Raw genomic sequence first — 25,845 nt, forward strand, 5'->3', positions numbered from 1 at the left:
GACAGTTTCTTCACAAAACTACAGTGAATACCCCGTATGGCTGGTTAAATTATTGCTGAGTTTCAGGCAAAATAGCGCATAATTTTTATGATTCGGAAAACCAGTGGCTGAACAAAACAATGCCTTGAGTGAAGTGACTCAGGGCACATCCGATCTGCTACAAGAAGCAGGTGAAAAAACAGCACAAACCGTGCTTCAACATACCGCAAAATACAATGATGCCTACTCGACCATCGATAAATTTGTCGAGGCATTCTGGGAACGTTTACCTTATATCTGTATTGCGTTGGTGGTATTTACCCTCTTCTATTTACTGTCAAAATTATTTAAATTTTTTGTCCGTAAAGCCTTGGCCGACCGCAGCTATACCAAACAAAATTTAGTGCTGGTACTCAACCGTGTTGGTAGTTCAGCCATTATTTTCTTTGGTTTCCTGATTGCCATGGTCATTGCCATTCCAGGATTCACCCCAGGTCAGCTGATGAGTGCCTTGGGGATTGGTTCGGTCGCGATCGGTTTTGCGTTCAAGGACATTTTCCAGAACCTGCTTTCCGGTATTCTGATTTTATTGGGCGAACCGTTCAAAATTGGCGATGACATTATCGTGTCGGGCATGGAAGGTACGGTTGAAGATATTCAGATTCGTGCGACGTTTTTGCGTTCACCCGATGGCCGTCGTATCGTGATACCAAACGCAACGGTTTATACCAGCCCAGTAACGGTAAATACCGCCTATCAACGTCGCCGCTGTGAGTTTGTGGTCGGCATTGGTTATGAAGATGATGTGCAAAAAGCCAAAAACATCATCATGGGCATTTTGGATAAAGACCAAACCATCCTCAGCCAGCCAGCATTTAGTGTAAATGTCAGTGCGCTTGCCGATTTCTCAATTAACCTGAATGTGCGCTGGTGGGTAGACACCACTGAAACCACAACCTCCGCATCCATCAGTGACGTTCAAGAACATGTGATTGAAGCCTTCGCTGAACACAATATTTCTATTCCTTACCCAGTTCAGGAAGTAAAAGTCTATCGTGGAAATGAGGGAGCGGAAATGGCTGAATCAGCACGCGCTAAATAAGCGACCGAGTACATAAGGAATTACAGTTTCGGTTCGAATAATACGGTTGCCTAAGCTGACTGCTTGGCAGCCATTTTTTATCAGTAAATCCACTTCATAAGGTATAAAACCGCCTTCGGGTCCAATCACAATCGTACATGGATGATCAATCGCAAACGGCATTTTCAGGTCTGCATAAGGATGGGCCACATAAGCCGGACATTCCGCGGTAATTAAACTAGGCAAGACATCTTCTACAAAAGGTTTAAAACGTTTATAGATTTCAATTTTCGGTGCAATGGTATCACCGGCCTGTTCCAGCCCCAGAGTTATATAATGATCGATTTGTTGTAAAAAAGGCGTCTGCCAATAACTTTTATCTACCCGATAACTATGCAGAAGAATAATTTTTTCGACACCCAAGGTCACACTGTCCATAATTAAACGGCGTAGCACTTTCGGACGCGGCATCGCCACAATTAAAGTGACCGGTAATTTTGCCGGAACCGGTTCGATTTGAATCGGCTTGAGTTTAACGACTTGTTCAGTCACTTCGACCACTTCGGTCAGGTAACGTTGCTCTTCTCGAATGCCGACTTTTAAGGTATCACCGACTTGTACATTTATATGCTGTTTTAAATGTTCAAGCTGTCGTTTAGAGCTAATCGACCAAAGCTCTGATTCAGTTTGGCGAGGGTCAAGAAGGACGATGTTCATAAACTATAAATCAACTATTAAAAGCAAAGACACCTGCACAGCCACCTATCATTTCATGGCTTTATTTTACGTTGCGTAGGCATGTTCCTACTTTTGACAGAGCAAAAGTAGGCAAAACTCTTTGTTAGGCTAATGGTAAGTCCCTTTACCATAGCCTAACGGCGGCATCCATGCCGCCTCCGCGAAATAAATTTCAACGTAATGCACACAGGGCTTTTTAGAGATACTGATCGATCACCGCAATATGCTTTGCTAACGAACCTGTATTTTTAAGCATGATCTGCTGTGCCTGTTGATTCAATTGCTTTGCAGCCACGTGATCATTTAACAGTTCAATTAAAGCTTTCGCTGCCTGTTCTGCATCATCCACAACTTTTACCCCATCCACTGCGACAAATTCATCAACAATGGTCTGGAAGTTAAAGTAATTTTTACCCAAAACCGTCGGTACATTTAATACAACCGGCTCTAAAATATTATGTCCACCACCCGGTTCATTCAGCGAACCACCGACAAAACAGACTTGGCTTAAGGCATACCACAGCCACATTTCACCCATACTATCGGCTAAATACACTTGAGTATCAGGATGAATAGATTCACCTAAACTGCGACGTTGAGTCTCTAGATTCAACGCTTGTGCAATCTGAAAAACTTCGTCAAAGCGTTCCGGATGACGCGGTACCACAATCACCACAATTTCTGGATGTTGCGTAAGATAAGGTTTTAACGCGGTAAGGAGTTTTTGTTCTTCTGGTGAATGCGTACTGGCAAGGGTGATGATTTTACGTGCTGATAAATTCCAATCTTGTTTTAGTTGCTGAGCTTGTTGAATAAAGCTTTCAGGTGCATGAATATCAAATTTAATACTACCCAACACCTGACTTTTATTTTCAGCCATCCCTAAATTTAGAAAACGATCTAAGGTTGCTTGGTCTTGAGCCAGTAACTGGTTCAAACCATTCAGCATGCCTTGGCTAAGCCCTTGAACCTTACTGTAGCCTCGGGCGGATTTTTCCGAAAGTCGTGCATTGATCAGTAAACATGGCACTTTCAATTGCTGGGCTTGATCGATTAAATTTGGCCAAATTTCAGTTTCTACTAAGGCCAATAATTTCGGCTGATACTTTTGATAAAACGCCTGAACTAATTTTTTCTGATCGGCAGGCAAATACACTGCCTGGCACAAATGCTCATACGGTGCTTTTAAAAACAGGGACTTGGCACGTGCCTGTCCGGTCTTGGTAGTATTGGTCACTAAAACAGCATGACCCGATTTTAAATAGTGTTCGATTAAGGGTTGTGCCGCATTGGTTTCCCCCACCGACACCACATGAAACCAGATGGCATGCAGATTTTTTGGTGTCTGGAATGGGCCAAAACGCTCAAGACATTCTTGTTGCAATTGCTCCATATTCAACGCACGTTTTTTGATCCGCCATTGATACAATGGTTTAATGATTGATAATGCTGCGTTATACCAAAAAGGAGTAGCCAAACAAGTTGCCTCAAATGATGTTCAATCGGCAAAATATAACAGAGCAGCCTCCACATGTTAATGAATTCTGCTCTGTGTAATGATTTATTCTGCTTTATTGATATATCAACTCAGCTTTCGGCTAGCTGCTTATTTAAAAATGGATAGTCGATATAGCCTTCTGCTACATCGGTTCCAATCATATTTTCAAACTTCAATTCATTTAGTGGTTCATCTTCCACCAAACGCTCAAAAAGGTCAGGATTGGCAATATAGGTTTTACCAAAAGACACCGCTTCTGCTTTTCCCGATGCCAATAATTCAAGCGCATCTTCACGGCTTAAACGCATATTGGCAATATACGGCACACCATTTGAACGTGCTTTCATATCCAGGCTGATGCTGTCTTCCGCCAAGTATTCACGGGTAAAGAAGAAGGCAATTTTACGCTGACCCAATTGTTCCAGCACATAACCAAAGGTTTCTTGTGGATTGGCATCGCCCATATCATGCTCATCGCCACGTGGTGCCAAATGCACACCGACACGACCTGCACCCCAGACTTCAATCAGGGCATCCACCACTTCAAGCAAGAAACGCGCACGGTTTTCAACCGAACCGCCATAGAGATCGGTACGTTTATTGGTTAAACTTTGCAAGAATTGGTCAATCAGATAACCATTCGCTGCATGCAATTCTACACCGTCAAAACCTGCAGCTTTGGCACGAATGGCAGACTGTTTATATTGCTCGGTAATCGCTTGAATTTCTGAAATTTCCAGTGGACGTGGCACCACATATTCACGTTTTGGACGCAGTAAGCTGACATAACCCGCCTGTTTGACATCACTTGCAGAAACCGGGGTTTCGCCGTTTAATAAATCAGGATGCGATACACGACCGACATGCCACAATTGCGCCACGATCAAACCATCTTTGGCATGCACAGCATCAGTAACCAGTTTCCAGCCTTCTACTTGCGCATCAGTAAATAAACCGGGGGTTTTTTCATAACCGTTGGCTTCTTCTGAAATTACCGTTGCTTCAGAGATGATTAAACCTGCACTCGCACGTTGCGCATAGTATTCGGCCATCATTGGTGTAGGTACACGATCTGCTGTGGCACGGCTACGTGTTAATGGTGCCATCACCACGCGGTTTTTAAGTTTAAGTTCACCAAATTGAATCGGTGTTGAAAAATCTGTCATCCAGCAATCCTCTTACAGCTTGCCCGGACTGATTAAAGTCTAAAGCGCATGCTGTAAATGTTGTAAAAACTCTTCGATCAGTGCTTCATTACGTGAGAAATAAGACCATTGTCCATATTTAGTGACATGAATCAGTCCTGCCTGTTGCAGCACCGATAAATGGTTAGACATGGTCGATTGAGAGATATCGGCAATTTTTTCCATCTGCCCTGCGCACACGCCACGACTAAAATCAGTTCCACATTCTTCAGCAGAAATATAGCGTTCAGGTTCTTTTAAACATTGCAGAATCTGACGTCTAATCGGGTTGGCTAAGGCTTTATAAATTGCTTCTGTGTCCATCTCATTTCACTCATGTTCATGATCAGCACCTTACCTAGAATCATTATATCGAATTTATGCGATATTAATATCGAAATTTATCGATATTATATATTCATTTTGTAAATTGCTGCAATCTTGTACAAATTCACTCTATTCTAACATTGTCTGATCAATGGATTGGATGAACTCGACTCACCCAATTTTAAAGCTAAAAAAACAGAGGACCGGCCTCTGTTTTTCCAGCAATAAACTTATAAACCCTGTTTTAAACTGGCTTCAATAAATTTATCCAGATCACCATCGAGGACTGCACCGGTATTCGAGCTTTCTACACTGGTACGCAAGTCTTTAATCCGTGAGTCATCCAGTACGTATGAACGAATCTGGCTGCCCCAACCGATATCAGACTTGGTATCTTCCAGTGCCTGTGCAGCATCAGTACGTTTTTTCATCTCTAATTCATAGAGTTTTGCACGCAACTGTTTCCAGGCATGGTCACGGTTGGCATGTTGTGAACGCTGATTCTGACATGCAACGACAATTCCTGTTGGAGCATGGGTTAAACGTACCGCAGAATCGGTTTTGTTAATATGCTGACCACCCGCACCCGATGCACGATAAGTATCGGTACGGACATCTGCAGGATTGATATCAATTTCAATATTGTCATCAATTTCAGGTGAAACAAACACAGCTGAGAATGAAGTATGACGGCGGTTACCCGAGTCAAATGGCGATTTACGCACTAAACGGTGTACACCGGATTCGGTACGTAACCAGCCATAGGCATACTCACCTTCAACGCGGATGGTTGCAGATTTAATACCCGCAACATCACCGTCAGATTCTTCCATCAATTCTGCTTTAAAGCCGTGACGTTCAATCCAGCGCATATACATACGAAGCAACATGGATGCCCAGTCTTGTGCTTCCGTACCACCCGAACCGGCCTGAATTTCCACATAACATGGGTTCGGATCCATTGGATTACTGAACATACGACGGAATTCAAGTTTTGCCAGTTCCGATTCAGACGCATCTAACTCTGCTTGTACATCTTCAAGCAAGCTTTCGTCGTCTGCTTCAACCGCTAAATCAAGCAGCGCTTGCGCGTCTTCAAGCTGTGTTGATAAACCTTCAAGCACATTTAATACGTTTTCAAGCTCGCCTTTTTCTTTGGCCATCGCTTGCGCACGACTTTGATCATTCCAGATTGCTGGATCTTCTAACTCGCGGAGAACCTCTTCTAAACGCTCTTTTTTCAGATCGTAGTCAAAGATACCCCCGTAGTGTTTGACCACGGTCGTTTAAGTCTTTTAATTGGTTTAGATAAGGATTAATTTCCACGTGAATTACTCTCAATCAGAATATTAGGCTTAAATAGCCGTCAATTATAACACAGAGCATGGATGCAATTTTAGAGGGCAGAGATGCAATAATAGTTGTCCAGAATGTCTTTTTTATAAACAATGTGCATGTTTTTTATACACTATTACAATTTTGTTACAACAATAACCTTTGGGGATTTTATGAAACGCACGCTATTAGCGCTGGGTCTTGCTGCAATTGCTTCTTCAAGTTTTGCTTATAATGCTCAATTAGATGGTGGCTTCACTTACACGGATCATGATGATAATTTTACCGATACAGACCATCAGTTTGAGCTAAAAGGCACTTTTTACTTCAATCCTGTTTCTACTAAAAATGCACCTCTTAATGAAGCCGCATTTTTAGGTCATAACAGCAATGCTTATCTTGGCTATGCCTATAACTATTTAGAAAGCAAAACTATTTTAACTACAAAATCTGAGGCTGATTTACATACAATTTATGGTGGAATTGAATATTTTATTGAACAATTTTATTTAAATGGTGAATTAGGTTTTGGTCAGAGTGAAATCAAAGTGACCTCTCCTTTGGGAAAAGTCACTAACGATTCTGATGTTACGACTTATCGTGCATTAGTCGGTTATATGCCTTTATCAAATCTATTATTGGCGGCAGGTATTGATGGCTATCAAGGCGATGGGGACTTGGAAGATAATCGCTTCGCAGTACGTGCAAAATATGTAGCACCCATGGATCAAGGTCAATTTTTAAATCTGGAAGCTGACGGTTCATTTGGCGATGAAGATGAAGTGACCCTTGCTGCAGACTACTATTTCGACCGGGCTTTCAGCTTAGGTGCAGCTTATAATATTCAAGATGATGGCGAAGACGATGTTGATTTTTTTCGCCATTCGTTCTAAATATTTCATTAATTCTAACTTTGCAGTGGGTGGTGAAGTTGGTTTTGGTGATGATATTCAAGCATTCAATATCAATGCAACTTATCGTTTTTAATTGAAAAAAAAGCACTCAAATGAATACTTAAAAACACGCTCAATTGAGGGTGTTTTTTTATGGTTAACTCATTATTATGTTACGAAATACTTAAAATTTTATTAAAAATTCACATAAATCCATTAACTCTCCACAATTTTAATAAAACAAAACATTTTAATATTTTTATATTTTTCAAATATTTATTGAATATTAATTACACAACATTACGTTAGAAACATTTCTGTAACTTTCCATGGATTGACCTGGTTTTGTTTTGCTCTAGACTGAAAGTTGTAACAAAAAATGTATTAATTTTAAACGAAATTTGAGGGGTAGTATCCATGAAAAAATTAGCCATTGCTTCAGCACTTCTTTCTGCTCTAGCTATTACGGGTACAGCAGCACATGCTTATCAGGCAGAAGTCGGTGCATCTGCAGGACTGATTGATCCTGATAATGGTAGCTCAAGCGGCTCTTTCGGTGTTGATGGCACCTACTACTTTAATCCGGTTCAAACCCGTAATGCTCCATTAGCCGAAGCAGCTTTCCTTGATCGTGCCAGTAACGTCAGCGCACAATATCAATATGATGAAGTCGGTGATACTGAAGCACATACTTATGGTGTAGGTGCAGAATACTTTGTACCTAATTCAGATTTTTACTTAAGTGGTAACGTGAATGGTCATGATCTTAAAGATAACGATGATCTAGACAATGATTTAACCACTTATGCTGCAGAAGTGGGTTATTTACCCGCACCTGGCCTGTTAATCGCCGCTGGTGTAAAAGGTTGGGATAATGACGTTGATGACGGCGTAGATCCAACATTACGTGCTAAATATGTCACCACACTCAGCAACGGTAAAGACATTAACTTGGAAGCCGGTGCCGCTTTTGGTGATCTAGATGAATATAATCTGGCAGCAGATTACTTTATTGATAAAACCATGAGCGTAGGAGTCGATTATCAAAGTAATGATATTTGGGATCAAAATGAATTCGGCGTGAATGCACGTAAATTCTTCACCCCTCAAGTCAGCCTTGAAGGCCGTGTAGGTTTTGGTGAATACGGTAATAACGACTACAACAAATTTGGTGTAGCTGCAAAATACCGCTTCTAATCTCAACTCAAAATTAGTCAGTTATAAAAAACCCATCTTCGGATGGGTTTTTTGCACTTCTAATAGGCATTTAGACAGTTTTTATACATTGACTAGGCGATTAATAACGGTACAATCTGTTACAACTGTTCATGAAACAGTCATATTTTTATAATAAAGAGAGAAATCTAAATGCTTAAAAAACTTGCTCTTGCTACAGCGCTTTTGGCTGGTCTAGGAACTGCACACGCTTATCAAGCTGAAGTTGGGGGTACAATTGCGGTTATAGATCCAGATAATGGAGATACTTCTACTGGTTTTGCAATTGATGGCTCTTATTACTTTAATCCGGTTCAGGTTAAAAACTCGCCTCTTAATGAAGCTGCATTTTTAAACCGTGCGAGCAATATTAATGCAGAAGTTTCTTATATCGACTACGATTTGTTTGATGTCACCACATTTAATGTAGGTATTGAATATTTCGTTCCAAATTCTGATTTCTACGTAAGTGGCTCAGTTGGACAGTCGACTACTGATACGCCAATTGGTGATTTTGACACAACTCGCTATACAGCAGAATTAGGTTATCTTCCAATTTCTGGTTTATTAATTGCAGCTGGTATTGCTGGCTTTGACAATGATGCAACTGATGATGTCGACCCAACTTTACGTGCAAAATATGTCACTCAAGTTGGTGCTTATGACATGAACTTTGAAGGTGGTGCTACTTTCGGTGACGATAATTTATATAATTTAGGTACAGATCTTTATCTAGATAAAACATTAAGTGTCGGCCTTGGCTTCAGTGGCAGTGATGCTGACGGCGTTGATGATGATGTATTCACAATTAATGCCAAGAAATTCTTTACTCAGCAAGTCAGCTTAGAAGGTTTTATTGATTTTGCTGATGAAGAAAATATCTTCGGCGTACGTGGTGCATATCGCTTCTAATCTCTCCGATTAAAAGCCAAAAAAACCGCTCAAATGAGCGGTTTTTTATTGTTCTAAATGCATGACACGCATTTGTAAACTGACGTTGCCATTAAATTCATTTTTATCGAGTTCATAGACCAGTCGTACACTGTCTTGCATGGCATCAAATTCGAATTTTTCACTGGCATTAAAGGCAATCGCTTCCACAATTTGACCATTTTCCAAAGCCAAACGCAATTTTAAATGGGTTTCTTTTAACCAGCGATAATCTAAGACTTTGAATACACCTTCAAAAATCGGCGATGGAAATTTTTGTCCCCACGGCGTTAGATTTTGCAGCAAATCAACGGTGTCAATTTGAAAAGTTGCTGTCGGCAATTCACCATCGGTCCATAAGGTGGCATGAAATAGCGACTCATCCATCTTTGAGATTAGCTGCTCAAAGGCCTGTTTGAATTCTTCAAAATTCTGTTTCTGAATCGTTAACCCTGCTGCTGCGGCATGACCACCAAAGTGGCTGACCAAATGCGGATGTTGTTCCGCAATCAGTTCAATCGCATCTCGAATATGCACGCCCTCTATTGAACGTGCAGAACCTTTGATATGAATGCCGTCATCATCAGCCGCAAAAACGATGCTCGGACGATGAAACTGTTCTTTCAGACGACCCGCAACAATACCGATTACGCCCTGATGCCAATGCTGTTCAAATAAAATTAAAGCTGCAGGTAAATCTGCCTGATCCAATTGCAAGGTCGCTAATTCAGATAAAGCCTCTTGCTTCATCTGCGCTTCAACTTGGCGACGTTCAACATTGAGCTGATTCAACTGCTGTGCCAATGGATAGGCAGTTTGCATATCGGTCGCCATGAGACATTCAATACCAATGTCCATGGTTTCCATACGCCCTGCCGCATTAATTCGTGGACCAAGTACAAAACCTAAATCCTGGGCTTTGAGTTGAGACGGTTCTCGTCCTGCAATATCAAGTAAGGCACTAATCCCGGAACGACATTGATTTTGCTGAATCCGTTTAACCCCGGCATCCACCAAGATCCGGTTGTTATAATCCAGACTTGCGACATCGGCATACGTCCCGAGCGCCACCAGGTCTAAATACTGTGCCACCTTGGAAGTCGATTTTCCTAATTTACTTCGGTGACTCGACAGGTTGGCAAGCAAGTAAAATGCAACGCCCACCCCCGCCAAGGCCTTACTTGGAAAGTCGCAGCCCAATTGATTTGGATTGACAACAGCTTCCGCTTTAGGCGTTTCTTTGGTGGTGAGGTGGTGATCGGTAATAATCACCTGCATGCCATGCGCTTGGGCTTGTTCAACCCCTGCATGACTGGAAATACCGTTATCGACCGTAATCAGCAGATCCGGCTGATACTTGGTAAAAGCCAGGTCGGCAATTTTAGGGGTTAAACCATAGCCATATTTAAAACGATCAGGCACCAGATATTCAACATTGGCACCCATGTCTCGTAAAGCTAGAACCATCAATGCGGTGCTGGTTGCACCATCGGCATCATAATCACCGATAATGACTATTTTCTTATTTTTATCAATGGCTTGATCCATAATTTGAATGGCTTGCTCTAAACCTTTCATATTGGGAGCGAGTAAATGTTTCAGTTTAAGTTCGAGTTCTTGTTCGGATTGCACACCACGGCGCGCTAAAATTTGCGCAATAAACGGTGACACGCCCTGAATATTTTCAGGGCGTGTAATAAAAGGTCGTTGCTGAATCAGTGTTTTTGGCATTTAAGGCATGAGCCGTTGTAATTTCCATGTACCATCGATTCTTTCATAACTTAAGCGGTCATGTAAACGGTTTGGACGACCTTGCCAAAATTCATAATAGTCCGGTACCAAACGGTAGCCCCCCCAGAATTCGGGTTTAGCCAATTCTGTTTTGTCGCTTACCCGATCTTGCAAGGTTTGGAAACGCGTTTGCAATTCTTCACGACTGGCAATGACACCACTCTGTGGCGTACTGATATGCGCTGCAATTTGGCTATCACGTGGACGTTTATGATAATAGTCAGTCGACTCTGCTAAAGAGATCTTTTCAACTTTACCACTGACGCGAATTTGACGTTCCAGTTCAGGCCAATAAAACAGTAATTCCGCATACGGATTCGCAATTAAATCCAAGCCTTTTTGACTGTCATAATTAGTATAAAAGTCATAACCCGCTTCAGTTGCACCACGCAATAATACGGTACGTACATGAGGACGACCTTGCGCACTTGCCGTTGCCAGAGACATGGCATAAGGTTCATGCAATTGAGCTTCTAAAGATGCGTTAAACCACGTTAGGAACTGCATATGTGGATTTTCATCCACATGAGCTTCGTGTAATTCACCTTTCTGGTAACTTAAGCGAAGTTCGCTCAAATCTTTAATCACATCATTCATATTGTTACCTTAAATTGCATTGGAACGTACAGTGTTTGCAAGATGATTGGCTAAATCGGTCACTTCCTGAAGATCATCACCTTCCACCATCACACGAATGACCGGTTCAGTTCCTGATTTACGAATCAGTAAACGACCCCGACCTTTGAGTTGTTGTTCAGCTTTTTCAAATTCAGTCACCAGTGCAGGTACAGCATAGGGATCAAACATTGCATCTAAACGCACATTCACCAGTACATTGGGCAATAAATGGAAATCTGCAACCAATTCATGGAGGGCTTTTTTCTGTTCAACCATGACAGTCAACACTTGCAAGGCTGCAATAATCGCATCGCCTGTCGTGCTCTTGTCTAGGGTCAGAATATGCCCTGAGGGTTCACCGCCAATCACCCAGCCATTTTCATCCAATGCTTGCAATACATAACGGTCACCTACACTGGCACGTACAAATGGAACTTGCGCTTTTTCTAAAGCCAATTCAAGCGCCATATTGCTCATTACGGTTCCGACAATCCCTGCAGGTTTATGGTTCGCTTGTGTCGCTAGAATATACAGGATATGGTCGCCGGTGACCTGTTCGCCGTGCTTGTCCACCAAAATCACCCGGTCTGCATCACCATCAAAGGCAATACCTAAATCTGCCTGATGTTCAACTACTGCCTTTTGCAGGTTTTCCGGATGGGTTGAACCACAATTTTCATTGATGTTTAAACCATTCGGTTCATTGTGAAGCGCAACAACAGTTGCACCCAATTCCTTAAATACCGAAGGACCCACGTTATAAGCTGCACCATTGGCACAGTCCACCACAATCTTTAAATTACTTAAGTCAAAATGGTAAGGGAATGTTGATTTACAAAACTCAATATAACGACCGTTGGCATCTTTGACACGCACGCTTTTACCCAGGTTTGCGGTATCTTCAATTTTCAATTCTTTTTCAAGTTCTTGATTAATTGCGTCTTGAATTTCATCTGGAAGTTTCTTACCTTCACTTGAGAAGAACTTAATCCCGTTATCAAAATAAGGGTTATGCGAAGCTGAAATGACAATGCCTAAACTGGCATGCATTGCACGAGTTAAATGTGCAATAGCAGGGGTTGGTAATGGACCCAATAAATGAACATAAACACCGGCAGCATTTAAACCGGCTTGTAGAGCGGATTCTAAAATATAGCCAGATAAACGGGTATCTTTACCCATAACAACGATGGGTTTTTTCTTATTGCTCATTTGTTTTAAAACTTTACCTGCTGCAAAGCCTAGCTTAAGTGCAAATTCAGGTGTAATTGGAAGCTCCCCAAACTTTCCACGAATACCATCTGTTCCGAAATAACTCATTTTTTACTCACTTTTTATACATTTATGGGGGACATTGAGCATCCCATTTTGCTGTAAATACTTTACACCAAAATCAAAAAGGCCGTCATATAAATGACGGCCTTTTCATGGCTTGGATTACTAAAAATCAACCAACACGGTAGTTTGGCGCTTCTTTAGTAATAGTCACATCATGCACATGTGATTCAGACATACCGGCTGAAGTGATTTTTACGAACTTCGCATTTTGACGAAGATCTTCAATCACTGCAGAACCCGTGTAGCCCATAGATGAACGTAAACCGCCCATCATTTGGTGCACGATATTGCCCATAGGACCTTTGTAAGGTACGCGACCTTCAATGCCTTCTGGTACTAATTTTTCAGCACCCGCTTTAGAGTCCTGGAAATAACGGTCTGCAGAACCTGTCGCACCCGCCATTGCACCCAATGAACCCATACCGCGGTATGCTTTGTAGTAACGACCCTGGAAGAATTCAACTTCACCAGGTGCTTCTTCAGTACCTGCAAGCAGTGAACCAACCATGATCGTGCTCGCACCTGCACCAATGGCTTTTGCCATATCGCCAGAGAAGCGAATACCACCGTCAGCAATCAAAGGAATCTGTTCTTTCAATGCATTGGCAACGCTGTCAATGGCAGAGATTTGCGGCATACCAATACCCGCGACAATACGCGTAGTACAGATTGAACCAGGACCAATACCAACTTTAACCGCATCCGCACCTGCATCAAGTAAAGCCAATGCAGCATCACCCGTTGCGATATTACCGCCAATCACTTGAACTTGCGGATAGTTGGCTTTAACCCAACGAACACGTTCAATTACACCTGCAGAGTGACCGTGTGCAGTATCCACCACAATCGCATCCACACCTGCTTCAACCAATGCTTCAACACGTGCAGGAGTTTCTATACCTGTACCCACTGCCGCACCAACACGTAAACGACCAAGGTCATCTTTACAGCTATTTGGATAAAGCTCTGCTTTACGGAAATCAGTGACCGTAATTAAGCCTTTTAATTCGTTGTTATCACCAACAACCAATACTTTTTCAATACGGTTTTTTTGTAATAAGGCTTGGATATTTTCTTTAGATTCGTTTTCACGAACAGTCACCAAGCGGTCTTGACCAGTCATGATGTTGCTAACTGGCTGCTCTAAATTGGTTACGAAACGCGTATCACGACCCGTCACGATCCCGACAACTTTGCCATCTTTAACAACAGGTACACCGCTGATATTGTTGGCTTGAGTAATCGCAATCAATTCACGAACCGTTGTTTCTGGAGTCACAGTGATAGGATCTTTCACCATCCCTGCTTCGAATTTTTTCACACGACGTACTTCAGCTGCTTGAGCAGAAATATCCATGTTTTTATGCAGGATGCCGATACCACCGTTTTGCGCCATCGCAATTGCCATACGTGATTCTGTCACAGTATCCATTGCGGCTGAAACAAGGGGAATATTCAAATTAATGCCACGAGTAAGGCGTGTCTTTAAGGAGACATCTTTTGGGAGAACAGTTGAGTAGGCAGGGAGTAATAAGACATCATCGAAGGTTAGCGCTTCTTGAACGATGGTCAACATAACAGTCTCACTGGTAATTTCCGTGCGCCATTATAAACAAAAAAAACAGTTTTATTCATGTTAATTTCAAACAGCAATGCAAAATAAATTTGCATTGCTGAAGATTTGCGATGTTTTTTTGTTCAAAAACAGTAGCTTTGATACATTATGATGTTTAAGGTTTAATTTTATCTACTATTAAACGACCTGATCAAAATCATCATCATTGATCGGTTCTGCTGTTTCGATGGGTATAAATGGAATCATATTGTAAGCACGGCGAGCTTTATTACATTGCTCATCGGCGATTTGCACTTCTTTGCAACTAGAACTGCGCACTGTATAAATTGCACAACTGACCTGTTCACCAATTTTCCCCTCGAGCGCTACACAATAAGGCTGTGCCTGATTGGTGCCTTGCATACATGAATATACCGCAGTGAGCGGTTCAGTATACTGCTCGGGCATGGGAATGCCTTCCGCCCAATAGAATGAAACCCGGAAATGAGCACAACATGCTCCACAACTCAAACACGCATCCTGCGTAGCGACTTGAGACAACATTTCTTAAATTCTCGTCATCAAAGGTTTAATTTTTAGCGAGAAATTTTAAAAAATGTTGCTTTTATACGCAAGAAAAATCAGTGAACAGCAGAGATATTATTCTGGACAGGTAAATACCGTTTCATCCATCAAGTCTGTACCACACTGTAAAGTTTCAATCCAATCCAGGAACTGGTTAATCTGCTCTTTACCCATGAATGGCGTACCGTGCTGTGGCACGATCATTTCAATATCCATAGTACGAACCATATTCACCCAAAGACGAATCACTTTATTTGAACACATATAGCGTTGATGAAAGCTTTTCATCTTGGGAATATGCGCTGCAAAATTTTCCAATGGCTTAGAAGCATCATCAACCATCGATGCGCCCATATCACCTGAAAATAAAATTTTTGCAATCGGATCATAAAACTGGAAGTTGCCAACAGAATGCAGGAAATGAGCAGGAACAACAATAATACGTGATTCGCCCAAAGGAATGACTCCACCGTGGTCTGGCAACTCAATCAAGCGTTCCAACCATCCACCTTTCATTCGATCACTCATAAATGCCGAGTTCAAATGCGGTAAGAAACGTGCCCAGAGTTTAGACGCGACCACTTTGGCTTCGGTATACACCAACCAGCGCGGCATTGAGGTAATAATATCGGGGTCTTGATGAGAAGCCATCACATAATCAAGATTGGTCAGGCGGGTATATTTATTCAGTTCCATGGTCAGTGGGACATAGGTTAAATCACCGCCTGGATCCAGCACTGCGGCACGTTCATTATCTAAAATCAGAAATTGGTTGGCTTGTACCCCTTCACCTTTGACCAGACTGGTAAAACTAATACATTTATGTGTGCCATTATCAAATAACACTTGTGATGTAGTGCGATCAAATGCCATAACCCATTCCCCAAAATATCGTTGTAAAAGTGCATTTTTATGCCATACAACATATAGGGAATCATGGCGGTTTACAACAAACATACATTGAAATATTGTCAGATTTATCAGTAAATTGTGATACGTTTTGCAATAAAAAATCCCGACTAAAATGCCAGGATTTTTTTCACTACGATTCAACTTTAGAAGAAATAATGTTGCACCAAGGTGGCAACACCAATAATCAAGAAAATGCTCGCACCAATCTTATGAATCAGTGGAATTGGCAATTTATCAGCCAGCTTATTTCCGACAAAGACTGCCGGTGCATTGGCAATCATCATCCCAATTGTCGTTCCTAGCATCACCCAGAATACACTGTCAAAACGCGCAGCCAGAGCAACGGTTGCCACCTGGGTCTTGTCGCCTATTTCAGCCAGGAAGAACAGCACAAAGGTTGCACCAAACACGCCATATTTTTGCCATTTATTAATATTGTCGGTTTCATCTTCAAGTTCGTCTGGAACCAGCATCCAGAGTGCCATAGCAATAAAGCCAACCGATACAATCCATAGCAATACATCAGGGTTAAGGACGGTGGTAATCCACTGACCAAGCACAGCCGATATACCATGGTTCAACAAGGTCGCCAGTAAAATGGCAAGTAGAATAGGAACAGGTTTTCGAAAACGGGCAGCCAGTAACAAGGCTAATAACTGAGTCTTGTCACCCATTTCAGCGAGGGCAACAATAGCGGTAGAGATAAGCAGTTCATGCATGTGATCTTTCTCTGGCTAGCAAAATTTGCCTATGACTTATCGCTCCTGCTAGCCAAAATCTGCGGAGTGATAAATCAAAGGTCTTGCCAACAAAAGAAGCTTAAAAAAGCTGATTTGGTTCTTTGCTATGATGACCATGTTCTGTTGAACAATTATGTTGACCATCACCTTTTTACATTGCGTAAAAAGCGGCTACTCCCCAATGAAGTGGGGTAATTTTAATCGCAAAGCAATTTTTTATCAAATCAATTTACTGCCTGGCTTTTAGGATCTAGATTAAAAATAAAAAAAATTAAACGATGAGGATTAGATGAGCCATATGTTCCCGACATCTTCATTATCCGTGACCATAAAAAAACCCTGCCGAAGCAGAGTTTATATCAATTCGAAATTGATGACCCGATTAGAGCAACAAAGTACGAATATCAGCTAAAAGTTTGGTCAATTTATGGGTGAAACGGGCAGCATCAGCACCATTAATCACACGATGGTCATAAGACAATGACAATGGCAACATCAGACGCGGATCAAAACCTTCACCATTCCATACCGGTTGCATGGTTGCAGGTGAAATACCCAAAATCGCCACTTGAGGCCAGTTTACCAATGGGGTAAATGCGGTACCGCCAATTGAACCCAAGCTGGTAATGGTAAAGTTCGCACCCTGTAAATCTTTCGGTGATAATTTTTTCTCACGCGCTTTTTTACTTAACTCACCCAATTCAATCGCAATTTGCTTGATTGATTTTTGGTCTGGGTTACGCAATACAGGTACAGTCAAACCATCCGGCGTTGCCACTGCAATCCCCATATGGATTTCATTGCGCAGCAATACTGATTTCTGATCATCAGCCAAATGACCTGCAAAATAAGGTTCTTCTTTTAAAAGATGCGCCAAGGCTTTGGCAATGAAAGCCAAAATGGTCAGGCTAATGCCCTCTTTCTTAAAGTTGCCTTTCAACTCGCCACGCCAAGCTTCAAGCTCGGTAATATCGGCTGCATCAAACTGCGTGACTTGAGGAATGAAGTTATTCAATGACAATTGCGGAACAGAAACCTGTTGCAAACGTGTCATGGCTTTTTCTTCAGTACCGCCAAAAGCACTAAAATCAGGAAGTTTTGGCAAGCCAGAAACTTGTGCTACAGCCTGTGCAACAGGCGCTGCTTGAGGTGTTGTTAAACGTGTTTTCACATAAGCAAACACATCTTCTTTCATCAAGCGATCATGCGCACCAGACGCTTTCACTTGTGACAACACCACACCCAATTCACGTGCCAGTTTACGTACCGCAGGACCGGCGTAGACTTTGGCATTTGCCGCACTTTGCTCTTTGGTCAGCTTATCAGAACCTGATGCAATGACTGGAGCTTGTGCTTCCACTGGCGCTGATTTAGCAGGGGCAGCTTCCGGTTTAGCTTCTGCTTTTGCAGCAGGTGCAGATGCGGCTTGAGCGGCAGCCTTGACTTGGCCTTCAATGGTTACCAAAGCCACGCCTTGGCTGACGCTTTGGCCCAATTCAACGTGGATGGCTTTAATCACACCGGCCGTTGAACTTGGCACTTCCACAGTGGCTTTATCAGATTCAACCACAATAATGCTTTGATCTGCTTCAACCGTGTCACCGACTTTCACTAAAATTTCAGCAACGGTAGCTTTGTCCACACCCAGATCAGGCACGGTAATTTCAATTGCACCGCTTTGAGCCGGAACAGTTTCTGCCATAGGTTCAGATTTCGCTACGGCAGCTTGTACAGTTTCTGCTTTTGGAGCTTCAACAGCAGTTTTTGCTTGAGTCGCAGCAGCAACTTTCACTTTAATCAGTACCACACCTTCTTTTACGGTGTCGCCTTCATGAACTTCAATGCTTTCCACGATACCTGAAACTGAACTTGGTACTTCAACCGTGGCTTTGTCTGATTCAACCACGACAATGCTTTGATCAACGTCCAGAACATCGCCTACTTGTACCAAAATTTCGCCTACCAGCGCTTTTTCAACGCCAATGTCAGGGACTTGTACTTCAACAATGCTGCTCGATGTAGATGCCTGGGAAGCGCTCGGCTGATGCGATGCCAATTCCTGCATAATTTCTTGATCAGGCAGTGAAGTCGGAGTATTTTCCGAGGTCTTTTGTGAAGCATCCGCCTGTTGAATTTCAGTTGCTGCATTGGATGCATCTTCTGATTCAAGCTCGATTAAGGCTACACCTTCAGTGACCTCATCGCCCTGATTAACCAGAATGCTTTTCACCACACCTGCCGAAGTGCTAGGCACTTCAACAGAGGCTTTGTCCGATTCCAGCAAGACCAAACTATCATCAACAGCAACGGTATCGCCCACTTTGACTAAAATTTCTGCAACGGTGGCTTTATCTACCCCAATATCAGGTGTTTTGATTTGCATGCTTAGTTCTCCTCACCTGATTGTTCTTTGTAGTCTGCAACTGCCTGAACTTCAGGATGTGCTTGAGGGGCCCAAGCGACAGGACGATCAGTATCTAGCTCAAAGCTTGAAATCGCATCTTTGACTAAACGTGCATCAACTTCGCCTTCATCGGCTAATTTTTTCAATGTCGCAACCACAATGTGCGCGGCATCCACACCGAAGTAACTACGCAAATTGCCACGGGTATCTGAACGGCCGTAACCATCGGTACCCAAAGCTACAAATGGACGGTTGTCTGGAAGATAGGCACGAATCTGTTCGCTGTATGCACGCATATGATCGGTTGCAGAAACCACGATACCGTCAGTTTCACGCAATTGTTGTGACACCCAAGATTCTTTGGTGTCTTCTGCAAGTGGATGCAGGCGGTTGTATTCTTCACATGCCATACCATCACGTGCCAACTCGTTAAAGCTGGTCACACTCCACACGTTCGAGTGAATCTGGTATTCATCACGCAAGATTTTCGCCGCTTTAATCACTTCACGAAGAATCACACCTGAACCCATCAGCTGGACAGTGGCTTTGTCATCTTGCTCAAGCAGATACATACCACGCTTGATGCCTTCTTCCACGCCTTGCGGCATTTCAGGATGCTCATAATTTTCGTTCATGACGGTCAGGTAATAGAAGACGCGTTCCTGATTGACATACATGCGTTGTAAGCCATCGTGTACGATGACCGCAAGTTCATAACCGAAACATGGATCATAAGACACACAGTTCGGAATGGTGTTGGCCAGAATGTGCGAATGACCATCCTGATGCTGCAAACCTTCACCGTTCAATGTAGTACGACCCGCGGTTGCACCCAGCAAGAAACCTTGTGCCTGCGCATCACCGGCTGCCCATGCGATGTCACCAATACGCTGAAAACCGAACATCGAGTAGTACATGTACATTGGAATCATTGGCAGGTTATTGGTTGAATAACTGGTGCCTAACGCCGCCCATGCACTCATCGCACCGGCTTCGTTAATCCCTTCTTGCAACATGTGACCATCTTTGGCTTCACGATAGTTCATCAGCTGTTCCTGATCTTCAGGCGTGTATTTCTGACCATGTGCGGCATAAATACCCAACTGACGGAACATACCTTCTAAACCAAAGGTACGTGCTTCATCCGGTACAATCGGAACAACGCGGTCTTTAATTGCTTTTTCTTTCAGTAGTGCTGAAATTAAGCGAACCATGACCATCGTGGTTGATTGCTGTTTGCCATTTGAACCTTTGAGTACAGCATCAAACACTGAAAGTTCTGGAATTGCCAAAACTTCACTGTCTTTACGACGTGCAGGCAGATAACCACCCAATGCTTCGCGACGCGCCTTCATGTATTTAATTTCAGGCGAGTTTTCACTTGGACGATAGAATGGCACTTCTTCAAGCTGCTCATCGGTAAATGGCAAGTTGAAACGGTTACGTACATACTTGAGTGATTCAAGCTGCATTTTCTTGATTTGGTGGGTTTTATTGACCGCTTCAATTTCTTCAGACAAACCATAACCTTTTACAGTCTTGGCTAAGATGACTGTGGGTTGACCTGTCGATTTCATCGCTTCAGCATACGCAGCATAGACTTTGTATGGATCGTGACCACCGCGGTTTAGATTATCAATATCTTCATCGCTTAAGTTTTTCACCAGCTCTTCAGCTTCCGGATATTTGCCAAAGAAGTGAGCACGAGTATATGCACCACCTTTCACCTGATAACGCTGATAATCACCATCGACCGCTTCTTCCATCACGGCTTTTAATGCGCCTGATTCATCTTTGGCAAGTAATGGATCCCAATGACGACCCCACACGACTTTAATTACGCGCCAGCCGGCACCACGGAATAAAGATTCAAGTTCCTGAATAATTTTACCGTTACCACGTACCGGACCATCAAGACGTTGTAAGTTACAGTTCACAACCCATACCAGGTTATCCAGCTTTTCACGACCAGCAAGTGAAATCGCACCTGTACTTTCGGGCTCATCCATCTCACCATCACCGAGATAAGCCCAGACTTTACGGTCTTCTTCTTTAATCAGGCTGCGGTTCATCAGGTATTTTTGAATATGCGCCTGATAGATCGACATGATTGGACCTAGACCCATGGATACGGTCGGGAACTGCCAATAGTCCGGCATCAAGTACGGATGCGGGTAACTTGGCAAACCATTGCCACCCACTTCACGGCGGAAATTATTCAGTTGATCTTCAGTCAAACGACCTTCAAGGAATGAACGTGCATAAATACCAGGGGCACAATGTCCTTGGTAATAAATCATGTCGCCACCAAAGTGGTCGCTATTGGCACGGAAGAAGTGATTAAAACCGACATCATACAAGGTTGCAGACGATGCAAAACTTGCCAAGTGACCACCCAGATCATCACCGGTTTTATTGGCACGTAACACCATCGCCAAAGCATTCCAGCGAATCAATGCACGGATACGGCGTTCCATGTCTTGGTCACCCGGCATTGCCGGAGTTTCTTCAACCGAAATGGTATTGAGATAAGGAGTATTTAGACGCTGAATGGGAACATGAGTAGCAATTGCGCGTTGATAGAGTTTTTCTAATAAAAATGCCGCTCGCTCCGTTCCCATGTGTTGTAAAACCGAGTCAAAAGCATCTTGCCATTCTTGGGTTTCTTGCGCGTCAGTATCACCATAAAACGCCATATTCCACCTATTCCTTGAGCCTATTTATATTCTCTATATGTACCATACTTTAGAAGGCTTCAGTTATTGCTACAGCTGAATACGGAATAGCACTATTATTTAGATAATAAATACCTATTGACCATTCTTTACGCAATAAAACAAAAAACCGCCAATAAAGGCGGTTTTTTATACAACAAGTATTCTGTACAGTGATAATATAAGACTTAAAAGCTATAGTGGCTTTTTACTCTACTCTTTAAATGAATTACCACACTCTTTAACGATCGTTACAACTCTTTAAACGATCGTTACAACTCTTTAAATTAAAACCGACAGAATGGGTTTTAAAAATTTGTCATACTCAATCTTATGGCAACATCGCTAAATATGCTGAAGGGTTTTTACGCTCACCGTCTTTGACTACTTCATAATGTAAATGCGGACCGGTACAACGACCAGTACAGCCTACATTGGCAATATGCTCACCGGCTTGCACCCGATCACCGACACGCGCAATCAGACGGGAAGCATGTGCATAGCGAGTCAGGTAGCCATTGCCGTGGTTAATTTCCACATATTGACCATAACCAGTGCCCCAACCAGATTTGGTCACTACACCGGGGCCAGTTGCATAAATAGCAGTACCACTCGGTGCAGACATATCTAAACCTGAATGGTTTTCCGCACGTCCACCCATGGTACGACCACCATAAGATGAGCTAACGCGTTTCATGTCAGGAAGAGGATGAGCTACCAACCAAGAGTAAGCATTGTTAGAATAGCTTTTAGAGGTGCTCGAACCGTATTTTTTGGCGAGCGATTCATTGTTCAATTCAACAGTTTTTTCACGTAATTTAACGCTCATTTTGGTTTCAGCAGGAAGATCAATATCATTTGATTCTGCATAAGACCCTTGAGCCAAAGTACGAGTCAATTGTTCAATACGATCTGTTGATACGTCGTTAGAATTTAGTTCTACTAAATCAGCAAAAGCTACAGATGCAGCAGATGCAGCCAATGAAAACGCTAATAAAATACGTCGCGTATGCATAAAAAACCTCTTTTAACTGTTCTTAGTCAATGTCCTTGCGTGATCTCTTCCTTGATATCTACTGAAAGGAGCGCATAAGATAAGACATAAATATGAAGGAACAATGTATGTCTGAACCGGTAAAGCTCTTTCAACAAACAAGAAAACACTTAAAAACAGGAAACTTTACGTTTCTCTCTACACAAGTTGCTGCATGGCAGAAACTTACAAAACTTATTCAACCGCTATTGCCCCAACCAGAGCAATGGCAAGTTGTATGTTATGAAAATGGCATTTTGACAATTACCGGTGCAAATCAAGCTATGATTAGTCAACTGGCATATCTTCAAAAGCAATATATAGCCCAATTATTACAATTGTCTGAATTTAAAGATTTGCATAAACTGCAAGTTCGTTTAAGAATTCAAACCCAAACACCCCTCAAGCCTGAATCTCTGACCAGATCCCTTAGTCCAGATACCCAAGATTTAATTCGTGGTGCTGCTGACTTTGTGAGCGACCCTAAGCTTAGCCAAGCAATGCTACGTTTGGCAAGCAATAAAAAGTAACCAACACTTTGATGTCTTTGAAATCAGTCAAAAATTCTGTGAACTGTTTAACAAACACATTTGTTATACTATAACACTCGCATTAAAAGACAATGACTTATGTCACGCTTACATAAGAAATTGGACATTGCGTTTCGTCATCAAATGTTACAATTTCGTAATTGGTTGGATCGCTTTTAACATTGCGTAATAATTGATTATTTAAAGCATGCCCCGATTTATAGCCATCAAACTTTGCAATAATTTGATGCCCCAGTAAATATAAATCACCTACCGCGTCTAAAATTTTGTGGCGTACAAACTCATCCGAGAAACGAAGTCCTTCCTCATTCACCACGCCTGTTTCATCTACTCCAATCGCATTTTCCAAGCTTGCACCTAACGCTAGATTATTGGCTTTCAGATAGTCTAAATCTTTCATAAAACCAAAAGTTCGCGCTCCACTGACTTCATAAACAAACGTTTCAGTTGAAAAGTCGATGGTTGCAGACTGGTATTCTTTTTTAAATGCAGGGTGATCAAAATCAATGGTAAAGTTAAGTTGAAAGCCTTCGTGCGGACGGAACACAGCACGTTTATCATCAATCAAAGCTTCAACCGGTTTTAAAATTTTTATAAATTTTTTCGGCGCATTTTGTTCAGCCAACCCCCCTTGCATTAGCAAGTAAATAAATGGGCCGGCACTACCATCCATAATCGGTACTTCTGAAGCAGAAACTTCGATAATCAGGTTATCAATACCTAACCCTGCAATCGCACTCATGACATGTTCAATGGTACCGACTTTGGCATTTTCCTGAACCAAGTTCGAGCACATAAATGCTTCTTGAATCAGCATGGCATTGGCTTGAATATCCACGGGTGGATCTAAATCGATACGTCGAAATACAATTCCCCCATCCACATGGTGTGGCACAAAGTTAATCAAGACTTTTTGCCCACTATGAAGACCGATACCGCTCGCTTTCACGACACGCTTTAGGGTTCGTTGTTTCAACATTTCTCTATCATCTGCTCATAAAACCGCTATACGTTAGCATATTTAGCCATTGTTAAAAAACAAAAAGGTAGTATTGCTACTACCTTTTGTAAACACACCAACTAAAACTTTAAAAATAAAGTTTATTTACGTTGCTGATTTTTCAAGTAATCTTGAATGCTCATTGGTGATGGACGTGCTGTACCCACTGCTGGAGCAGCAGTTGTACCGGCTTCATTTTGTTGACGTTGAATTGCTGGAACATCGTCATCTTCAACCACAGCATGCGCAACATGATTATTTGCAGGACGAGTTGCAGACTGTGCAGATGGACGTTTCACCGTATCAGCAGAATCTGCTGAATTACGGGTTAAACCTGTTGCAATCACGGTTACACTCAGTTCATCGCGTGCATCTGGATCAAATACAGTTCCGTAGAATACTTGACCTTCATCCAAATCAACAATTTGATTGACGACATCGGTAATTTCTTCAATCTCACCAAAAGTCACATCATCACCACCGGTCACGTTAATCAAAATACCTTTGGCATTCATGATAGTTACGTTATCCAGCAATGGACTACGAATCGCTTGTTCAGCAGCTTGACGTGCACGTGTTTCACCACGACCTGAACCCACACCCATCATGGCATAACCACGAGTACTCATGGCAGTTTTCAAATCGGCGAAGTCAAGGTTGATGTGACCTGGGCGAACCACAAGATCAAAGATACTACGTACTGCATTAAGCAATACATCGTCTGCTTTTTTGTACGCGTCTTTCATTGAAATATCGCGGAATACTTTAAGCAAACGCTGGTTAGGAATAATGATTAAAGAATCCACATGTGCTTCTAAAGCCTCAATGCCTTTTTCAGCTGATTGTTGGCGACGTTTTCCTTCAAAGTTGAAAGGCGTAGTCACCACACCGACTGTCAAAATTCCCATTTCTTTAGCAATTTCAGCAACAACTGGTGCAGCACCGGTACCTGTACCACCACCCATACCCGCAGTCACAAACACCATGTCTGTACCTTCAAGGTGTTGGCGAATGATTTCACGGCTTTCTTCAGCAGCAGTTTGACCCACTTGAGGATTTGCCCCTGCACCCAAACCACGCGTGCTTTGCTCGCCTAACTGGATTTTGAATTGGGCATTCATACGGTCTAAAGCTTGCTTGTCCGTATTGGCACAAACAAATTTTACACCCTGAATGTCTGACTCAAGCATATGTTGTACAGCATTACCACCAGCACCACCTACACCAAACACAGTGAAACGGGCTTGACCGTTGCTATCGTTTTGATCATCTTCTAAAAATTCAAATGAGGCCATGACCTTTGGATTTCCTAATTCGTAATTGGCAGTCACTTAAGCCCGTATACTGCCTTGATCTTAATAAAAAATTATGTTTTAGGATGCTGCCCAACTACACGCTTGTCAAGTCCAAGCCGTTAGACGTAC

The 25,845-nt window shown here is 42.4% G+C and carries 23 protein-coding genes and 1 riboswitch; of the genes, 6 read left to right on the forward strand and 17 right to left on the reverse strand.

The features are described from left to right. The first annotated feature begins 103 nt into the window (after positions 1 to 103). The gene (locus HLH18_RS01390; protein WP_171545519.1) at positions 104 to 1,081 is read left to right on the forward strand and encodes a mechanosensitive ion channel family protein; all 978 of its coding nucleotides are present in this window, start codon (positions 104 to 106) and stop codon (positions 1,079 to 1,081) included. Here the strand turns inward: HLH18_RS01390 and HLH18_RS01395 are convergent. The 5 genes from HLH18_RS01395 to prfB form a co-directional block, all read right to left on the reverse strand. Beyond that, on the reverse strand, positions 1,064 to 1,777 hold the full coding sequence (locus HLH18_RS01395; protein WP_171545520.1) for a 16S rRNA (uracil(1498)-N(3))-methyltransferase: 714 nt from the start codon (positions 1,775 to 1,777) through the stop codon (positions 1,064 to 1,066). The genes HLH18_RS01390 and HLH18_RS01395 overlap by 18 nt on opposite strands. A gap of 217 nt (positions 1,778 to 1,994) precedes the next feature. Further along, positions 1,995 to 3,275: a 3-deoxy-D-manno-octulosonic acid transferase gene (locus HLH18_RS01400; protein WP_171545521.1), complete on the reverse strand. Its 1,281-nt coding sequence runs from the start codon at positions 3,273 to 3,275 to the stop codon at positions 1,995 to 1,997. Between the two features lie 110 nt (positions 3,276 to 3,385). After that, on the reverse strand, positions 3,386 to 4,462 hold the full coding sequence (locus HLH18_RS01405) for an alkene reductase (RefSeq protein ID WP_171545522.1): 1,077 nt from the start codon (positions 4,460 to 4,462) through the stop codon (positions 3,386 to 3,388). A 39-nt stretch (positions 4,463 to 4,501) separates the two neighbouring features. Further along, positions 4,502 to 4,804, reverse strand: a complete 303-nt coding sequence (locus HLH18_RS01410; protein WP_086174683.1) for an ArsR/SmtB family transcription factor — start codon at positions 4,802 to 4,804, stop codon at positions 4,502 to 4,504. Positions 4,805 to 5,037: 233 nt separating this feature from the next. Then, a protein-coding gene (gene prfB, locus HLH18_RS01415; protein WP_131288284.1) for a peptide chain release factor 2 occupies positions 5,038 to 6,133 on the reverse strand; the annotation gives its coding sequence in 2 pieces (ribosomal slippage) (positions 5,038 to 6,060 and positions 6,062 to 6,133; 1,095 coding nt in all). Positions 6,134 to 6,315: 182 nt separating this feature from the next. Between prfB and HLH18_RS01420 the strand changes: the two genes are divergently transcribed. From HLH18_RS01420 to HLH18_RS01430, 4 genes are all read left to right on the forward strand, one after another. Further along, entirely contained in the window at positions 6,316 to 7,035 is a 720-nt protein-coding gene (locus tag HLH18_RS01420) for a putative porin (RefSeq protein ID WP_250852347.1), read from the forward strand. After that, a complete protein-coding gene (locus tag HLH18_RS16190; protein ID WP_284729603.1) occupies positions 7,007 to 7,129 on the forward strand; it encodes a hypothetical protein in 123 nt (40 codons plus the stop codon). The genes HLH18_RS01420 and HLH18_RS16190 overlap by 29 nt, the downstream gene beginning before the upstream one ends. A 323-nt stretch (positions 7,130 to 7,452) precedes the next feature. Further along, positions 7,453 to 8,232, forward strand: coding sequence for a putative porin (locus HLH18_RS01425; RefSeq protein ID WP_171545523.1), 780 nt, complete (start codon positions 7,453 to 7,455; stop codon positions 8,230 to 8,232). 171 nt (positions 8,233 to 8,403) lie between these two features. Beyond that, positions 8,404 to 9,162, forward strand: a complete 759-nt coding sequence (locus tag HLH18_RS01430; RefSeq protein ID WP_171545524.1) for a putative porin — start codon at positions 8,404 to 8,406, stop codon at positions 9,160 to 9,162. Between the two features lie 45 nt (positions 9,163 to 9,207). On the opposite strand, the gene recJ is transcribed toward HLH18_RS01430, so the two are convergent. From recJ to HLH18_RS01480, 10 genes are all read right to left on the reverse strand, one after another. Further along, positions 9,208 to 10,911 carry a single-stranded-DNA-specific exonuclease RecJ gene (gene recJ / locus HLH18_RS01435; RefSeq protein WP_171545525.1) on the reverse strand — a complete coding sequence of 568 codons (1,704 nt, stop codon included), beginning with the start codon at positions 10,909 to 10,911 and terminating at the stop codon, positions 9,208 to 9,210. Continuing rightward, entirely contained in the window at positions 10,912 to 11,568 is a 657-nt protein-coding gene (pdxH, locus tag HLH18_RS01440; RefSeq protein WP_171545526.1) for a pyridoxamine 5'-phosphate oxidase, read from the reverse strand. Positions 11,569 to 11,577: 9 nt separating this feature from the next. After that, the gene (gene glmM / locus HLH18_RS01445) at positions 11,578 to 12,909 is read right to left on the reverse strand and encodes a phosphoglucosamine mutase (protein ID WP_171545527.1); all 1,332 of its coding nucleotides are present in this window, start codon (positions 12,907 to 12,909) and stop codon (positions 11,578 to 11,580) included. A 127-nt stretch (positions 12,910 to 13,036) separates the two neighbouring features. Next, entirely contained in the window at positions 13,037 to 14,503 is a 1,467-nt protein-coding gene (gene guaB / locus HLH18_RS01450; protein WP_131288303.1) for an IMP dehydrogenase, read from the reverse strand. Positions 14,504 to 14,680: 177 nt separating this feature from the next. Continuing rightward, positions 14,681 to 15,046: a YkgJ family cysteine cluster protein gene (locus tag HLH18_RS01455; protein WP_171542328.1), complete on the reverse strand. Its 366-nt coding sequence runs from the start codon at positions 15,044 to 15,046 to the stop codon at positions 14,681 to 14,683. A gap of 96 nt (positions 15,047 to 15,142) precedes the next feature. Next, on the reverse strand, positions 15,143 to 15,940 hold the full coding sequence (locus HLH18_RS01460) for an oxygen-binding di-iron domain-containing protein (protein ID WP_171529093.1): 798 nt from the start codon (positions 15,938 to 15,940) through the stop codon (positions 15,143 to 15,145). A gap of 182 nt (positions 15,941 to 16,122) precedes the next feature. Next, the gene (locus tag HLH18_RS01465) at positions 16,123 to 16,698 is read right to left on the reverse strand and encodes a TMEM165/GDT1 family protein (protein ID WP_171529092.1); all 576 of its coding nucleotides are present in this window, start codon (positions 16,696 to 16,698) and stop codon (positions 16,123 to 16,125) included. 72 nt (positions 16,699 to 16,770) lie between these two features. Further along, positions 16,771 to 16,911: riboswitch (yybP-ykoY riboswitch) on the reverse strand. 190 nt (positions 16,912 to 17,101) lie between these two features. Then, entirely contained in the window at positions 17,102 to 19,102 is a 2,001-nt protein-coding gene (locus HLH18_RS01470) for a 2-oxo acid dehydrogenase subunit E2 (protein WP_171545528.1), read from the reverse strand. Positions 19,103 to 19,104: 2 nt separating this feature from the next. Continuing rightward, entirely contained in the window at positions 19,105 to 21,819 is a 2,715-nt protein-coding gene (gene aceE / locus HLH18_RS01475; RefSeq protein ID WP_171529090.1) for a pyruvate dehydrogenase (acetyl-transferring), homodimeric type, read from the reverse strand. Between the two features lie 349 nt (positions 21,820 to 22,168). After that, on the reverse strand, positions 22,169 to 22,852 hold the full coding sequence (locus HLH18_RS01480; protein WP_171545529.1) for a M23 family metallopeptidase: 684 nt from the start codon (positions 22,850 to 22,852) through the stop codon (positions 22,169 to 22,171). Between the two features lie 107 nt (positions 22,853 to 22,959). Here HLH18_RS01480 and HLH18_RS01485 point away from each other — a divergent pair, with 107 nt between their 5' ends. Then, positions 22,960 to 23,400 carry a DUF721 domain-containing protein gene (locus HLH18_RS01485; RefSeq protein ID WP_131271370.1) on the forward strand — a complete coding sequence of 147 codons (441 nt, stop codon included), beginning with the start codon at positions 22,960 to 22,962 and terminating at the stop codon, positions 23,398 to 23,400. Positions 23,401 to 23,497: 97 nt separating this feature from the next. Here HLH18_RS01485 and lpxC read toward each other — a convergent pair whose 3' ends face one another. Together lpxC and ftsZ are read right to left on the reverse strand one after the other, a co-directional pair. Continuing rightward, complete coding sequence (gene lpxC / locus HLH18_RS01490; RefSeq protein WP_131288327.1) at positions 23,498 to 24,400, reverse strand: UDP-3-O-acyl-N-acetylglucosamine deacetylase; 903 nt, start codon at positions 24,398 to 24,400, stop codon at positions 23,498 to 23,500. A 122-nt stretch (positions 24,401 to 24,522) separates the two neighbouring features. Beyond that, positions 24,523 to 25,716 carry a cell division protein FtsZ gene (ftsZ, locus tag HLH18_RS01495; RefSeq protein WP_131288330.1) on the reverse strand — a complete coding sequence of 398 codons (1,194 nt, stop codon included), beginning with the start codon at positions 25,714 to 25,716 and terminating at the stop codon, positions 24,523 to 24,525. Positions 25,717 to 25,845: the final 129 nt, after the last annotated feature.

Source organism: Acinetobacter sp. ANC 5414, assembly GCF_013004295.1.
Taxonomy (GTDB): domain Bacteria; phylum Pseudomonadota; class Gammaproteobacteria; order Pseudomonadales; family Moraxellaceae; genus Acinetobacter.